Genomic DNA, 15815 nt, shown 5'->3' with positions numbered 1-15815 from the left:
ACAACCTCCACGCTCAGGCCAATGCATCGAAATCAGCAGCGGCATGCCGTTCGCGCAAGAACTCTCCCGGCGCGCCGGAGGTGCGATTGACCCGCCGCCCACGTGCGACCGCCGGACGCGCAGCGATCGCGTGGTACCAGCGAAGCAGATGGGTGTACTGCTCGACGGCGAGAAACTCATCAACGCCGTAAACGCCAAACAAACTCCCCGGATACCACGGCCAGACCGCCATGTCGGCAATGGTGTAGATATCGCCCGCCAGGAACTCATTGGATGCCAGGTGGGTATCGAGCACGTGCAGTTGTCGTTTGGTTTCCATGGCGTAGCGATCGATCGCGTACTCGATCTTGATCGGCGCATAGGCGTAGAAATGGCCCAGGCCGCCACCGACGAAAGGCGCAGAACCCATCTGCCACATCAACCAGTTGAAGGTGTCGACCCTCGCCTTCCCTTCACGCGGAAGAAACGCGCCAAACTTTTCGGCGAGGTAAACCAGAATCGAGCCGCTCTCGAACACCCGCGTGGCCGGGTCAGTGGTCTGATCTACAAGAGCAGGAATCTTCGCGTTGGGGTTGACCTCGACGAAACCGCTGGAGAATTGATCGCCTTGGAAAATGTCGACCAGCCAGGCGTCGTACTCCGCACCGGAATACCCCGCCGCCAGCAACTCTTCGAGCAGGATCGTGATCTTCTGTCCATTCGGCGTGCCCTGAGAATAGAGCTGTATCGGGTGCTGGCCGACCGGAAGCGGCTGGTCGAACCTTGCACCGGACTCGGGGCGGTTGATGCCGGAAAACTGGCCGCCGTAGCTGGTTTTCGGAACCCAGACTTTGGGCGGCAGGTAGCCAGCGGGCTGATTGTGTTGGGTGGGATCGGTCATGGGGTTACTCCTGATCGTTGAAGCGTTTCGTCAGGGAAACCTTATCTGTGGCTGAAGTGGGGATAAACGCGGCGGGGGCGAATAGTCTTTTCAAGCGACTGAACAATGTCGCGCCGAACGTACCAATACCTGCTGCGTCTGTCCGAACCTGTTACTCACAATGCCTGCGCAGCTATGCTTGATCCACGGCCGTACCCGTCGAGCAGATGGAGAGAATCCCGCCATGAACACAGCTGATCGCCTCAGGTACCTGCGCGCCGTTCTGCTGCTGGCTGGCATCGCCTGCCTCGCGCTCTACCCACTGATGCAGCTCTGGCCGTCCGGCTGGGCCTGGCACACCGGTCATTCGGACTACCCGATGATGATCGTTGGCATCTACGCCACACTTGGCGTGTTCCTGATCCTGGCCGCACGCGATCCATTGGCCCATCGCAGCCTGATCTGGTTCACCGTGTGGTCCAGTGGCGTACACGGCGCAATCATGGCTGTACAGGCGATCATCCAGCCGGAGCAAATGGGCCATCTGGCCGGTGACGTACCGGCGCTCCTCATCGTGGCGGTCGCCCTGGCCATCTTGACGCCTCGCTCGCCATCAACCGTTCGGCCATGAAACACAATGCGGATCAAGTGCGGGGTTGATTGTCCGGAGCCGCGAGCGCAGCTACATAGCGACTTGTTGTTAATTCAGGCCCTGACTGACCGCCGTTGGGCAAGCTGAACTTGATCACGTTCTTTAATTCGTCGGTGCCAACATCGCGGCCATCCTGACCAGTTCGGCTACGGAGCGCGCGTTCATTTTACGCATGACTTTGCCTCGATGAGCCTTGACGGTGATGATGCTGATGTCCAGGTCATCGGCAATCAGCTTGTTCAGACGTCCCGATACCACCTTATGAAAAATCTCCTGCTCTCGCGGCGTCAGGGTGGCATAGGCATCCTGCACCCTACGCAATCCATGCTCGTGAACAAGCGAGGCGCTACTGCTTTCAAGCGCTGCCGAGATGGTGTCCAGCAACACCTGGTCATCATAGGGCTTGGTCAGAAACTCAACCGCTCCCTCCTTCATCGCTCGCACCGTCTGCGGGATATCACCGTATCCTGTGATGAAGATAATGGGCAAACAGGGTTGTTCGTTCGCAATGGTCCGCTGCAAATCAAGCCCGTTAAGGTCCGGCAGATTGATGTCGAGGATCAGGCAGCTGGGGGCCTGTGGTCGGGGGTGTTCAAGGAATTGCTGCGCTGATTCGAATACTCTTGCTTCCCAATCATTAAACGTGATCAGCAACTCCAGGGACTCGCGTACGGAGATATCGTCGTCCACGACAAACACTATGCGACGTGGCTCAACCTTGGGAGATCGAGGGCTGAGTACAGGCAACTTGAGCGTAGTCATTAGAACAATCCAGTCGTAGGTCCTTGATTCAGTTCACTGGCAGGGCCGCACTTAGCGCCCTCACCAGCGCTGCTTCGCTGAATGGTTTCGTCAAGCAGTCCACTGCACCCAGGTCGATTAAACGAGCGTGCTGAGCATAATCCTCCTGGGCAGTGATGAAAATGATGGGAATACGGTAACCACGCCGGATCAATTCAATCTGCAGAGCAGGTCCGGACATTCTGGGCATCGCAATGTCGAGAATCAGGCAACTGGTGACCTCCAGGATCTCCGAGGACAAGAATTCAAGCGCAGAGGCAAATGCTCTGACGTTGAATCCAAACTCTCTCAGCAAGTCAGGCAGCGATTCACGTACCGATTCATCGTCATCGACAACCGATACCAGCAGCGGAGTAATCATCAACAGCTCTCCAGAGTCTGACGGGGCCCGTTTCCTTCAAACGGCGCCAACTCGTCATTGATGATTGCCGCCCCGGATCGTTCCAGGCGTTGCGGGATCGCAAACTGAAATGTTGCACCGCGCCCCTGCTCGTTTGTCGTCGCCCATAGTCGACCTTCGTGCTTTTCGATGATGGAACGACTAACGGACAATCCAATCCCCATGCCCGAGTGCTTGGTCGTGTAGAACGCATGGAACAGCCGCTCAGCATCCTCGACTTCAAATCCATCGCCGTTGTCTCTGACCGTCAGGCACACATGTGCCGAGTGATCGAGATCGGTGCTGATCCACATCTGTTTCGCACGCCCCTTGATCTCCCCCATGGCTTCGATACCGTTCAGAATCAGGTTCAGGATGACCTGCTGCAGTTGTACCCGGTCGCCTTGAATGGAGGGTAGCTGGTCGAAAAAGCTGGGATGCAGCACCACTGCGCTGCGCTGTAGTTCGTTCATCAGCATCGCGATGACTTCCTGAGCGGCCTCGTTGAGGTCGACACGTTCTATCGTGATGCTGTTTTTTGAAAAAAGCGCCCTGAGTCGTTTAATCACGTCTGCCGCACGGGCCCCGTCGCGCAGCGTGCGCCGTACCGTTTCCTTGGCGCCATCGATGTTCGGCAACTCGGCACTGAGCATACGCATACAGGTACTGGCATTCGTGATGATACCCGCCAACGGCTGGTTCACTTCGTGCGCGATGGATGCCGTCAGCGCCCCCAGTGTTGCCACCCGGGCCAGGTGCGCCAATTCGGAGCGGACTTTATCCAGGGCTTCCTCGGAATGCCGTCGCTGAGTGACATCCTGCAGCACGGCGATGAATTCCAGGCTCCCGTCGGCGTTCCTGATGGCATGGGCGACCAGATGGACATGCTTGAGCACGCCATCGGGAAGCAGAAGACGATACTGATGCTCGAAGTCGCGACCCTCGCGGCAGTGGCGCCTGATCGTTTCTTTCAGGAGGGCGGTATCGTCAGGATGAGCGCGTGCATAGAGCGCGTTGAATGCAGGTCTGACCTGCGTGTCCAGCCCGAGAATCCTGTGGACTTCTTCCGTCCAGCTGACCTCATCGGTATCGACAGACCAGGAGAACGTCCCCGTTGAACTGAGCCTCTGAGCTCGGGTCATGAAGTCCTGGCTTTGCTTGAGCGCCACTTCATTGCGTGCCGTGTCGATCGCGATGCTCGCAAGATGGGCCAACTGAGCAATGAGTTTTTGCTGAGCCTGCGAGGGTTCCCCTGTCATCCGACGAAGAATCGAAAGCACCCCGGCGACCTCGCCATTGACCAGTATCGGTAATGACCAGTTTGCCTTCAACCCATGGGAAAGCATGGTTGACCGCCAGTTCGCCCAACGTGTTTCCTGCTCGAGATCGGAGGCTATGACGTGTGTGTTTTCGGTGGCGCTCAACGCGCGGGGGCATGCCGAAGCACTCAATACCCTGCCATCGGCGGCGACCATCAGGTCAGCGGGCGTATTGGGTGCGGCACCCAGTTTCAACCGGGTAAGAGCGTCCTCACGAGGCTCCAGGCTTTTCAAGTCGACCAATACGATATTGCAGAGAGAATCGTCTATGGTCTCTTCGACCAGTTCGCACAACGTCTTCAAAACCAGGGGCAGGGGCGTGCCGTCCGCCATCAGCTCCAGTAGTCGGTTCTCGCCTGCGAGCAGCATCTCGGCGCGCTTGCGGTCTTCGATATCGGTGTTTTCGCCATACCAGCACACCGCTCCATTTTCATCTTCCTGGGGTACTCCCCGGATAAGAAACCAGCGGTACACACCGTCATGTCTGCGCAGTCTGGCTTCGTATTCACCGGGTGCGCCTGTGCGTAGTCGATCCTGAATGTAGGCACCCAGGCCCTGCAGGTCATCAGGGTGCAGCAACCGCCTCCAGCCACCGGAGCTTGCTTCCCTGATGGTCATGCCGGTGTACTCATACCAGCGGTCATTCAGAAAAGTCACGTAGCCATTGGGGGCGGCACTCCAGACGAAACCGGGGACAGCGTTGATCAGGTTTCGCAGCCGATACTCTGAACTTCGGACCTCCGCCAGCGCCTTTGCGATCAGCGCTTTGTCCCGCTTCTGCTCTTCGATCTCAACCTGAAGTACGCACCAACGGAGGATTTCTCCGTCTCGATTTCTAACGGGTAGTGCACGGCTCTCGATCCACCTGTACTCGCCATTGGCAACGCGTATCCGGTGCTCCATGTTGAAAGGTGCACCCGTGGCAAGAGAAATGCTCCACAGCTCAAGCATTCTCGGCAAGTCGTCCGGGTGGATCAGATCCGATCCTTCCCACTCCTTACGTTCCCGGAAAGATGCACCGATGTAATCCAGATTTTTCTGATTGGCGACTTCCAGAACACCATCAGGGGTCATGAAGACCACCATGGCTGGAATGCAGTTGATGATTGAAAGTGGGTCCAGCCCAAGTTTGGCTTCCGAGTTGTCGGCATCATGGATGTCGTAACACAGCCCGCACCACTTCTCGACGTTGCCCTCCGGGTTTCGCAGCGGGTTGGCGCGTAAAGAGAACAAGCGATAACGTCCATCCCGCCCACGCAAGCGGGCTCTTAGTTCCCGTCGAACACCTTCAGACGTCGTGACATGCCACCAACCAATGAAATGAACGTGATCATCCGGATGGAGGACTCCCTGCCATCCCCCGCGCACAGACTCTGCCAGCGTGTGGCCAGTGAACGCACACCAGGCTTCATTCACGTAATCAACAGCGCTGTCCGGCGTTGCAGTCCACACCATGCCTGGTAGCGCATCCACGACGCGTTGCAATTCACTGTCCATGATGATTCCGTCGATGTGTAACGCCAGTCGCCGAGACTGCATCGATTGCTGGCAATAGCCAATCATACTTGGGTCTCGGATGATTGTTCAGGCCATAGACGCTTTCTGGATACGATCAGGTTCCGGGGTAACGGGTGAAAGCGCTTGCAACGCAAAGCTTGCAATCCTGTTCAATTGCTGACGGGTTGCGCCACCTTTAGCGCTGACTTTCATGCCGCTCAGTGTTGCCATCAGGAAGTCGCAGGCCCCGGCGATGTCGGTATCGGCCTGCAACTGACCTGCCTCAACGGCTTGCTTCAGGGTTCGCTCAAATGCGGCGTTGAGCGTCCGAGCGGAGTTCTCATTGAGCTGATTGAGTTCCTCATCACGAAGGCCGAACTCACAAATCGCATTCACCCCCATACATCCTGCACTCCCCTCCCGTTCCTCGCGTGAAGCGAAAGAAATGAGGGTGTTGTGCAGTGACTGCAGTGGGGTGGCGTCCTTGTTCAAGCGCCAGATCAGGTCCTTTATGCTATTGGCCTGATACTGACGCATGGCCTCGATGTACAGGCTGCGCTTGTCGCCGAATGCGTTGTACATGCTCTGCCGGCTCAGTTGCATCGCCAGCATCAATTCGTCCGTCGATGCGGCTGAATAGCCCTTGTCACAGAACACTCTTATCGCCTGCAGCAACGCATGGGTTCGGTCGAACTGTCTGGGTCTGGCCATGGCGCGCCTCGGCGATGAAGAGTGTTGAAAGATCAGGCCAGATAGCCGCCATCGACCGTCAAGCTGGCACCCGTAATGAAGGAAGCGTCGTCGCTTGCCAAAAACGCAGCCATGCTCGCGATCTCGTCGGGTGTGCCCAAGCGTCCCAACGGCACCAACCCGATGACTTGAGCCATATACGGCGCGTCAGCGGGATTCATATCGGTGGCGGTTGGCCCCGGCTGAATGTTGTTGACCGTTATACCGCGTGGCGCGAAATCCAGCGCAAGGCCGCGAATCATACCGGCGATCCCGGCTTTGGTCATCGAGTATGCGCTTGAACCGGCAAATCCCGAACGCTGTCCGGCAACACTGCCAACGGTGATGATTCGATCCCCGGCATTCATGACTTTAGAGCTGGCCTGAGCGGCAACGTAGGTTGCGCGCACGTTGACAGCGTACATCTCATCAAGCGCCTGGACGGTGAAATCGTCGACCATGCCGAGCCCAAGAATCCCTGCATTGTTGACCAGGATGTTCAATGCACCGAAATGCTCAACCGTCGTGGCTACGGCCCTTTGAATATCCTCCGCAATCTTGCTGTCCGCCTGGATCACGAGCGCTCTTGCACCCTCGTTCCGAATGTGTTGTGCGAGCTCTTCTGCTTTGTCGGCGGCCGAGGAATAGGTAAACGCAACGGCTGCGCCTTCGGATGCCAGGCGACGGACAATAGCCGCCCCAATGCCACGCGAGCCGCCCGTAATCAGGGCTACCTTGCCGGTGAATCGTTGTGATGATGAAGACATGTGGGAGACCTATTTTGGATTAATTTATCTATAACGTATCTATTTACGCCACAGAATCAGCTACAAGGCAATCTTTAATAGATAAATAAATCCATAACAGGGAGTCGCCTGATGCCCAGACCCGCCACCGGTGACCCGGGCATTCAACCGAAAGTGAACGCGTAGAGTTCCGGGCCGGGATCGAGAAACTCGATCTCGATCTGATGATCGATTATCGGGGAAGGCTGACGAATCAACTGATACATCCTGGCAGTGTTGACGATGCCATTTCCGTCACTGTCAGTGTCTTCGCCATGCGCTGCGCCCGGGGCTTTTCCGTCCAGTGTTACACGTATACGGACCGGAGCACCGGATGATGACCGCATCACTAAATGGACATCCCTTGCATGGAAGCGGTAAACGACTTTACTTGCGCCCTGTTGCCCTATGGCGGATTCTTCGCCCACCCGCCAGTTTCCGGAAAAGGCCCACCGGTTGGATGGAAGGTTCGCAGGCAATGCGTAGCGGTGAGTGCGGTCCTGCACAATACCTGCCGCTGAGGAAAACCGTTCGGCGCGCCCATAACCGACATAGGTCTCCGGTGATCGCAGATTGTCCCAGTCAGCGGCAAGCTCGACCCCTTGAGCCGTCACGGACACCGGCTCACCGTCAGGCTGATGACTTCCGGCTTCGCGCAGCAGCTGTTCAATGACTTGCTCGGATGCAGCATAGTCGCCCTCACCGATGTAGACGTGGCGCACACGGCCCTGGGTATCGATGAAGTAGAGCGCAGGCCAGGCATTGTTGCCGAATGCCTGCCAAACGTGATGTTCATTATCCACCGCCACCGGATAATCGACTCCCGCCTCCTGAATACCGCGTCGCACGTTCTCGATATCGTGCTCAAACCCGAACTCCGGAGAATGCACCCCGATCACGACCAGTCCTTTGGATTCGTATTTGTCTGCCCAGGCACGCAAGTAGGGCATCTGGCGCAAGGAATTGATGCACGAATACGTCCAGAAGTTGACCACCACGACTTTCCCGCTAAGGTCCCCGACGCCTGAGGCGCTGGTATTGAGCCAACGCGTTACCCCCCCGAAACGATGAGCGGCTGCGGTCGGAATCGCGACCCGGGATTGGGAGGATACGGGCTCAAGCCCCAACTCCCCGGCGTAGATCCCGGGTGCGCTGATCAGGCTGGCGGCAATCAACAGGTTCACTGGCAAGCTGTTGCACTTCATGGACGTCGTCATCTCGCGTGAAAAACGTAACAGGAGCGTTTGACGCTACCGTTTTTGCAAGAGATTAAAGCCGGGCTTCGCGGGAGTGGCGATCGCACCATGGTATTGGTCGTGATAAGTCAGGGCTGATCGGTTGAATCCAAAAGCAGACTTCCCCTCTACTGCCCCCCACTCCCCTACACTGACCTCCAGATGACTTGATGGAGAAGGTGCTGCGACGATAGCCCGGTTCAGGCCGATTGTGCGCTCGGCCCCTGAATCGCATTTCTGGCGAGGACGCCAGGTTATTTTCCGAGACCGACTTTACGCAGGCGAAACAAGCCACGCCTCAGGACTCTGAAAAAACGCTCTGGCGTTACTCTCAAGCGTCTCCAGGTGATACCCGCCTTCCTGCACGATCACGCAGGGCAGCCCCAGGCTGCGAATGCGTTCGCCCAATCTGGCGAAGCCTTGTTGGGTGACCGCGACCTTGCTTTGCGGGTCCAGCTCATAGATATCGAAACCCAGGGAAAGCACCAGCGCATCGGCCTGGAAATCCTTCACGGCGCTCAACGATTGTTCGAGCTTTTCCATGAACAGGTCTTCGCTGGCGCCATGGGGCATCGGCAGGTTGAGGTTGAAGCCCTCGCCTTCGCCTTCACCGCGCTCGTCGTCGAACCCGGCCACGCCCGGATAGAAGTTGGTCGGGTCGCCGTGGATCGAGACGTAGAGCACATCGTTGCGGGCGTAGAAGATCTCCTGAATGCCCTGGCCGTGGTGCATGTCAGTGTCCAGCACCGCCACGCGCGGGAAGCGCTCGCGCAGCACTTGGGCGGCGACTGCGGCGTTGTTCAGGTAGCAGAAGCCGCCGGCCGCTTCGGCGCGGGCGTGGTGCCCCGGTGGCCGGCACAGCGCATAGGCCGCGGGCTCGCCGTCATTGATGGCTCGGGCTGCTGCGACTGCGCTTTGCGCCGACCAGTACGCCGAACGCCAGGTCATCTCGCCCACCGGGCAGCTGCCATCGGCCAGGTAACGGCCGGCCTGGGCGAGGATCCCGCGCAAGGCGTTGGGCTCACGCACGAAAATGTTCGACATGACCTCATCGCCCCAATCCTCTGGCACTTCCTTCCAGCGCAACCAGGCCTCTTCGAGAAACGCCAGATACGCCGCGCCGTGTACCGCCAGCAGTGGATCGAGGCCGAAATCTGCCGGTTGCTGGATCTCGAAACCCAATGCGTGGGCGGCTTTCAGCAGATTCTGTGCGCGCTCGGGCACTTCCTGGGGCGTGCGCATCTGCCCGCGGGAGTAGTAGCTGCGTGGGTGGTGCAAGAGTTGTTCAGGGTGAAAGAAACTGCGCATCACAGGTCTCCTTGGTCGACACGCCCGGCGCGGGCCAGCACGGCATTGAGCAGCACATCGGTGCCCTGGCGAACGTCTTCGGGCAAGGCGTCTTCGGCTTCGTTATGGCTCAGGCCGCCGACGCAGGGAATGAAAATCATCGCGGTGGGGCAGAAACGCGCCAGGTGAATCGCGTCGTGGCCGGCACCGCTGACGATGCGTTGTTGGGCGTAACCCAGGGCGTCCACGGCCTGTTGCACGGCCGCGACGCACTCGGCATCGAACGGCGTCGCCGGGCTGATCCAGTGCGGCTCGACGCTGACCTGCAGGCCGCGCTGATCGGCGATGTCCTGCAAACGCAGGCGCACCTGCTGCTCCATGGCCGCGATGGCTTCATCGCGATGGTGGCGCAGGTCGACGGTGAAGTTGACCAGGCCTGGAATGGTGTTGCGCGACGACTTGGCGATGCTCAATTCGCCGACAGTGGTCAGGCCCTCGGGGGCGAAATCGCTGGCCAGCGCTTCCAGCGCCTGAATCATTTGAGCGGCACCGTACAACGCATCCTTGCGCAGCTTCATTGGCGTCGTGCCAGCGTGGGCGGCGGTGCCCTCGACGCGCACGTCGAGCCAGCGAATCGCCTGGCCCCCGGTGACCACGCCGATGCTCTTGCCGTTGTCTTCCAGGATCGGGCCCTGCTCGATGTGCGCCTCGAAGTAGCCATCCACCGCGCCGCCCAATGGGCGCTCGCCGTTGTAACCGGTGCTGGCCAGCGCCTGAGCGACGCTGATGCCGTCGACGTCTTTCGAGGCCAGGCCCTGTTCCAGCGACAGGCTGCCGGTGAACACCGCCGAACCGAGCATGGCCGGGGTAAAGCGTGCGCCCTCCTCGTTGGTCCAGACCGCCACCTCCAGCGGCTTGCGAGTCTGAATGCCGAGGTCGTTGAGGCGGCGAATCACCTCAAGCCCGGCCAGCACGCCGTACACGCCATCGAACCGGCCGCCTTCGGGCTGCGTGTCCAGATGGCTGCCCATCATCACCGGCGCGGCATCCGGCTCCGTACCGGCACGGCGGGCGAACAAGTTGCCGATGCGATCGACGCTCAGGGTCAGGCCCGCTTCGCGGCACCAGTGGGCGAACAGCTCGCGGCCGGCCTTGTCGTCTTCACTCAGGGCCAGGCGGCAACTGCCGCCGCGCGCCGTGGCGCCGATTTCGGCCATGGCCATGAGGCTCGCCCACAGGCGCTCGCCATTGATTTTCAACATCGTCAAACTCCTTGAATCGTAGAACGTGTCAGGCCATTTCCAGGCGCTGAGCGGTGGCATGGCGGCGCGACAAGGCCAGGACGCAGACCAGCGACAGCGCCGCGATCAGGCTGTAGAACACCGCCATCGGCCACCACTGGCCGCTGTACTGGTGGGCCAGCCAGGTGCCGATCAGCGGCGTCAGGCCGCCGGCGATCGCGCCACAGATTTGATACGCCAGGGAGATCGCGGTGTAGCGCACACGGGTTTCGAACATGCCGCTGACGTAGCCGGCGATCACTGCGTAGAACGACGCCATGCACACCACGGCCAGGGCAATACCAGCGATGATCAACGGCGCCTGCGCAGTGCTGACCAGTACGAACATCGGGTACGGCGAGGCCATGGCCAGCAGGGTCATGACGCAGAGAAAGCGCGTCGCGCCGATCTTCTCGGCCACCCAGGCGGCCACTGGCTGGATGCAGAACTGGATGATCGCCACGAAAAACAGGCATTCGAGAATCAGCGAGCGCGGCAGGCCCAGCTGTTGGGTGCTGTAGGCGATCATGAAGGTGTTGGTGAAGTAGACGCCGGCGATGCCCAACGTGTTGGCGCCAATGCACAGCAGCAGCGGGCGCCAGGAGCTTTTCAGCACTTCCAGCACCGGTGTCTGCGCCTTGCGCACGGCTTTGGCTTGCTGGTCTTTTTCGGCGAGAAACTCCGGCGACTCGCTGACCCCGAGACGAATCGCCAGCCCCACCACCAGCAGCAGCGCGCTGGCCAGAAACGGCAGGCGCCAGCCCCAGCTCATCAGATCGGCCTCAGGCAAACGGGTCACGGCGCTGAAGGCCAGCAGCGACAGAATCAGGCCCGCCGGGCTGCCCAACTGGGCGAACGACGCGAAGAAATTGCGCCGGCCCTTGGGCGCATGTTCGCCAGCCATCAGCACCGCCCCACCCCACTCGCCACCGACCGCAACGCCCTGCACCACCCGCAGCAGAATCAACAGCACCGGCGCGGCGGCGCCGATCTGCGCATAGGTCGGCAGCAGGCCGATGCACACGGTCACCACACCCATCATCACCAGGGTGATGACCAACGACTTCTTGCGGCCGATCCGGTCGCCGATATGGCCGAACACCACGCCGCCCAAGGGACGCGCGAAGAAGCCCACGGCGAAGGTGCCGAACGCCGCCATGGTGCTGAACAGTTTATCGTCGGACGGGAAAAATAGCTGGCCGAACACCAGTGCCGCTGCGGTGGCGTAGATGTAAAAGTCGTACCACTCGATCATGGTGCCGATAAAGGCGGCGGCCGCAGCACGGCGTGGCTGGGGCGAAGCGGAAGGCTTCATGGGTCAGGCTCCTTTGGGGTTGTTTTTTTGGCAGGAGAAAAGCGGTTGCGATTCGCTCTGATGGCGATTGGATTGCAGTGATTTTTCGCGGCAGGCCTATGATTAGTCAATTTTCTATTTATTATTCAAACTATAAACACAGCTTATGATCGAGACTTCTCCTGTGACCGAGCCTCGCCGCGACATCCACCCGCTGCTCAACGACCGACTGGACTGGAACCTGCTGCGCACCTTTCGCGTCATCGGTCAGGAGCTGAGCATCAGCCGCGCCGCCGCGCGCTTGCACCTGACTCAACCGGCAGTCAGCCAGGCCCTCAAGCGCCTCGAACAACAACTGGATTGCCAACTCATCGCCCGACGCCGGCCGCGCTTTGCCCTGACCGAAGCCGGCGAGCACATCTTCGCCATCGCCGGCGAGATGTACGGCCAGGTGTCGCACCTGAGCAGCGTCCTGCAGCAGCCGGGTGATGAAGTGATCGGCAAGGTACGCCTGTTGATGATCAGCCGGATCGTCTCGGAGCGTTTCGACCGGTTTCTGGCCGACTTTCATCGCGACCATCCGCGGGTCGATCTGGAAATCGACGTGATGCGCAGCTCGGACATCGTCGCCGCGCTGCTGGAAAAAACCGCCACCCTGGGCTTGAGCCTGAATCGTCGGCCGCAACCCAAGCTTGAGCAGCGGCTGTTCCTGCGTCAGCGTTACGCCTTCTACTGCGGGCGCAACCATGGGCTGTTCGGGCGGGAGAACCTGAGCGAAAGCGATTTGCAGTCGGAAAACTTCGTGAGTTTCACCAGCGACCAGATCGGCGGGATGCTGTCGCCACTGACCATTTTCCGCGATCAGCAGGGCTTCAGCGGGCGGATCGTGGCCTCGTCGCCGAGCCTGGAAGAGGTGCGCAGGCTGGTGATCGCCGGCTATGGCCTGGGCTGCCTGCCCGAGCATGTGGTGGCCGAGGATGAGCAAAAGGGCCTGCTGTGGCGACTGCCACCACGAGAGGGAATCGCCGACGTGGACATCCACCTGCTGTGGAATCGCGAGCAGAAGATGAGCCCGGCCGAAACGGTATTCATCGCGCGGCTGTCGGCCAACAGCGCAGATTCGGATTAACAAGATTCAGATAAGATGCCCCACCAGAAGCGCCACCCACAATAAAACCCAGTTCAAGGCTCAACCATGACGGCAACCCAACCCTCGCGCCCTATCTTGCAGATGGAGGGTGTCGTTCCCCTGTTGATCATGGTCATTCTGGGGCTAACCAGTTTCAGCATCCTGCTGCCGTTGTCGCCGACCTGGGCGATTGCCCGGGGTGCGAGCGAAGCCGCCGCCGGCGGTGTGACCACGATCCTGATGGCGTTCACCATCCTCAGCCAGTTCGCGATGAACCGGCTGGTGAAGCAGTTCGGCTGGAGCCGCACGCTGGCCATCGGGCTCATTGCTTTGGGCCTGCCCGCAGGGCTGCAACTGGTGTCGTCAGGCTACTCGCTGATCCTGTTATCCAATGCCGTTCGCGGCGTGGGCTTCGGCATCCTCACGGTCGGCGGTGCCACCGCGATTGCCATGCTGGTGCCCGCCGAACGCAGAGGCGCGGCCATTGGCATCTATGGGCTGGCCATGGCGACGCCGCAATTGATCTTCATCTCGGCGGCCCCGGTGATCGATAAAACTCTGGGCAGTCATACCGTCGCGCTGCTGGCAACACTGCCTGTGCTGGGCCTGGTGTTTGTGCACCGCCTGGGCGGCCTGCTCAAACAGCACATGAGCGAGCACAAGACTGCGGCTCAATCGGCAGGTGCTTCGTATTTTTCCACGGTGCGCATTATCCTGCCGGCCCTGTTGCTGCTTCTGGTGGCCACCAGCACGGGCGGTGCGATCTTCACCTTTGCCAACCAGATTTCGGTCGACATCACCACGGCATCGATCACCCTGCTGTGCATTACCGGGTTTGCCACGCCGGCCCGATGGGTCTTTGGTGTGCTGGGTGACCGGATGAATCACCTGACCCTGCTGGCCCTGCTGTGCGTGATGTTCCTCGGCGGCCTGGCGATGCTCACGCTGTCGCTGTTCATGGCGCCGCCGACGTCCTTCCCGGCCCTGCTTTACTCGGGCAGCGTGTTGATCGGCGTGGCCTACGGCGGGCTGCAAAGCGCGACGATGGTGTACGCCTTCAAGGCGGCCGGTATCGAACGGCTGCCCCATGTTTCGGTGCTGTGGAACGTGACCTTCGATCTGGGCACCGGTGTCGGTGCGGTGATCGTCGGTGCCCTGGCCACCGTGGCCGGGTTCAACGACGCCTTTGCCTGCACCGCCGTGATTGCGCTGCTGGCGTGCGCCTATGCGATTTTCTCGCTTTCCAGAAAGCCGACCACGGCCTGAGTGCATTCGGCCAGAAACAGGATTTCAGGTTGCCGGACGGCCTTGCAAAACCGTCCGCGACCCTTGACAGGAGTTCACCGTGCGCAAGGATGACCTGGCGTTTTTCATCTCGCTGTTTCTCTCAAGGCTGGCGGATCAGATCCTGCTGTTCATCGTGCCGCTGGTGGTGTTCCAGTCCACCCACAGTGCGTCATGGGCGGGGTTGGCGTTCTTTGTTGAATCGCTGCCCCGCTTTCTCGCCTTCCCGTTGTGCGGCGCGCTGTGCGACAAGTACTCGCCGGTCAGGATTCTGCACGTCAGCCAGGTCTACCGCGCCCTGCTCTGCGTGCTGGCGATGGCGCTGTATGGCGTGGTTGGCGGCATCGGCTGGGTCGTGGCGCTGTCGGCGCTGTGCGGCGTGCTGACCACCCAGGGCATCATGGCGCGCGAGGTGCTGATGCCACAGATTTTCCCGCACTACACCTACAGCAAAACCCTGTCCTACTCGCAGATCGCCGACCAGACCGGGCTGGTGCTGGGACCATTACTGGCGGCGTTGCTGCTGGAGATCTGGGCGTGGCATTGGGTGGTACTCGGGGTGGCCGGACTGTTCCTGTTGGCCGACCTGAGCATGCGGGCGTGGCAGCGCCTGAGCCGTATCACGCTCAACCCGCCCGTCTCGCATCCGGGCCTCTGGCTGCAGCCGTTGAAGACGGCATTCGGGCACATCAGCCGCCTGGCCGAACTGAAAAAAATCATCACCCTGGCCGTCGGCGTCAACCTGATCGTCGGCGTCACCCTGGCGACCTCGGCGGCCATGGTCATCGGCCAGTACAGCGCCGACAAGAATCACTACGCCGCGCTGCAAGCGGCTGGCGCGATCACCACCATCGCGATCCTCTTCGTGCTCGCCCGGGTCGCGCTGCCACTGCGCGTGCTCGGTGGGGTCGGATACGCGATGATCGCAACCGGCGCATCAATCACCGCGCTGAGTCCCAACCTGCCCGGCTATGTGGCGGGTTTTCTGCTGATCACAGGCTTCGACAAGATGTTCAACGTCTACATGCGCACCCTGCGCCAGCGCGTGATCCCGCCGCAGGATTTCGGCAAGACGGTGGGCGTGATCACGCTGCTGAACAATCTGTCTCAGCCGCTGGCAGGCTTGATGGTGGCAGTGCTCGCTGCACCCATCGGCACGCAGCAGGTGATATTGCTGCTGGCCGTGCTGACGATTCTGCTTGGGGCGTTTGCTGTGTGGCGGTTTGCAAGCGCGGGCGATCGGAGCCCGCCCGCAGCGTTTGAGGCGGAGCAGGAAAGCTGATCG

General features: G+C 60.2%; 14 protein-coding genes. 4 read left to right on the top strand and 10 right to left on the bottom strand.

The features are described 5' to 3' along the window. Nucleotides 1–13 precede the first annotated feature (13 nt). The gene (yghU, locus tag AC1MEK_RS21270; RefSeq protein WP_480398246.1) at nt 14–880 is read right to left on the bottom strand and encodes a glutathione-dependent disulfide-bond oxidoreductase; all 867 of its coding nucleotides are present in this window, start codon (nt 878–880) and stop codon (nt 14–16) included. A gap of 223 nt (nt 881–1103) precedes the next feature. Between yghU and AC1MEK_RS21265 the strand changes: the two genes are divergently transcribed. Next, the gene (locus AC1MEK_RS21265) at nt 1104–1490 is read left to right on the top strand and encodes a DUF6632 domain-containing protein (protein WP_480398245.1); all 387 of its coding nucleotides are present in this window, start codon (nt 1104–1106) and stop codon (nt 1488–1490) included. 123 nt (nt 1491–1613) lie between these two features. Here AC1MEK_RS21265 and AC1MEK_RS21260 read toward each other — a convergent pair whose 3' ends face one another. The 9 genes from AC1MEK_RS21260 to AC1MEK_RS21220 all read right to left on the bottom strand — a co-directional run bounded on the left by AC1MEK_RS21260 (nt 1614) and on the right by AC1MEK_RS21220 (nt 12138). Further along, nucleotides 1614–2273 (bottom strand): response regulator transcription factor, encoded by a 660-nt coding sequence (locus AC1MEK_RS21260; protein WP_480398244.1) that lies wholly within the window; start codon nt 2271–2273, stop codon nt 1614–1616. A 28-nt stretch (nt 2274–2301) separates the two neighbouring features. Continuing rightward, nucleotides 2302–2673, bottom strand: a complete 372-nt coding sequence (locus AC1MEK_RS21255; protein WP_480398243.1) for a response regulator — start codon at nt 2671–2673, stop codon at nt 2302–2304. After that, on the bottom strand, nt 2673–5507 hold the full coding sequence (locus AC1MEK_RS21250) for a PAS domain-containing protein (RefSeq protein ID WP_480398242.1): 2835 nt from the start codon (nt 5505–5507) through the stop codon (nt 2673–2675). The genes AC1MEK_RS21255 and AC1MEK_RS21250 overlap by 1 nt, the downstream gene beginning before the upstream one ends. 87 nt (nt 5508–5594) lie before the next feature. Further along, a complete protein-coding gene (locus tag AC1MEK_RS21245) occupies nt 5595–6218 on the bottom strand; it encodes a TetR/AcrR family transcriptional regulator (RefSeq protein WP_480398241.1) in 624 nt (207 codons plus the stop codon). Between the two features lie 32 nt (nt 6219–6250). Continuing rightward, nucleotides 6251–7003 (bottom strand): SDR family NAD(P)-dependent oxidoreductase, encoded by a 753-nt coding sequence (locus AC1MEK_RS21240; RefSeq protein ID WP_480398240.1) that lies wholly within the window; start codon nt 7001–7003, stop codon nt 6251–6253. 143 nt (nt 7004–7146) lie between these two features. After that, nucleotides 7147–8226: a redoxin domain-containing protein gene (locus AC1MEK_RS21235; RefSeq protein ID WP_480398239.1), complete on the bottom strand. Its 1080-nt coding sequence runs from the start codon at nt 8224–8226 to the stop codon at nt 7147–7149. 303 nt (nt 8227–8529) lie between these two features. Next, a complete protein-coding gene (locus AC1MEK_RS21230; RefSeq protein ID WP_480398238.1) occupies nt 8530–9564 on the bottom strand; it encodes a histone deacetylase family protein in 1035 nt (344 codons plus the stop codon). Continuing rightward, complete coding sequence (locus AC1MEK_RS21225; RefSeq protein WP_480398237.1) at nt 9564–10805, bottom strand: Zn-dependent hydrolase; 1242 nt, start codon at nt 10803–10805, stop codon at nt 9564–9566. Before AC1MEK_RS21225 ends, AC1MEK_RS21230 begins: the two co-directional genes overlap by 1 nt. Before the next feature lie 28 nt (nt 10806–10833). Continuing rightward, nucleotides 10834–12138 carry an MFS transporter gene (locus tag AC1MEK_RS21220; protein ID WP_480398236.1) on the bottom strand — a complete coding sequence of 435 codons (1305 nt, stop codon included), beginning with the start codon at nt 12136–12138 and terminating at the stop codon, nt 10834–10836. Nucleotides 12139–12301: 163 nt separating this feature from the next. Here AC1MEK_RS21220 and AC1MEK_RS21215 point away from each other — a divergent pair, with 163 nt between their 5' ends. The 3 genes from AC1MEK_RS21215 to AC1MEK_RS21205 all read left to right on the top strand — a co-directional run bounded on the left by AC1MEK_RS21215 (nt 12302) and on the right by AC1MEK_RS21205 (nt 15812). Next, nucleotides 12302–13246 (top strand): LysR family transcriptional regulator, encoded by a 945-nt coding sequence (locus tag AC1MEK_RS21215; protein WP_480398235.1) that lies wholly within the window; start codon nt 12302–12304, stop codon nt 13244–13246. A gap of 66 nt (nt 13247–13312) precedes the next feature. Beyond that, nucleotides 13313–14512 (top strand): MFS transporter, encoded by a 1200-nt coding sequence (locus AC1MEK_RS21210; RefSeq protein WP_480398234.1) that lies wholly within the window; start codon nt 13313–13315, stop codon nt 14510–14512. A gap of 79 nt (nt 14513–14591) precedes the next feature. Further along, nucleotides 14592–15812 carry an MFS transporter gene (locus AC1MEK_RS21205; protein ID WP_480398233.1) on the top strand — a complete coding sequence of 407 codons (1221 nt, stop codon included), beginning with the start codon at nt 14592–14594 and terminating at the stop codon, nt 15810–15812. Nucleotides 15813–15815: the final 3 nt, after the last annotated feature.

It is taken from the genome of Pseudomonas sp. 2 (genome assembly GCF_056627435.1).
The sequence above is the reverse complement of the archived record's forward strand: the minus strand, read 5'-3'. Positions and strand labels throughout refer to the sequence as shown.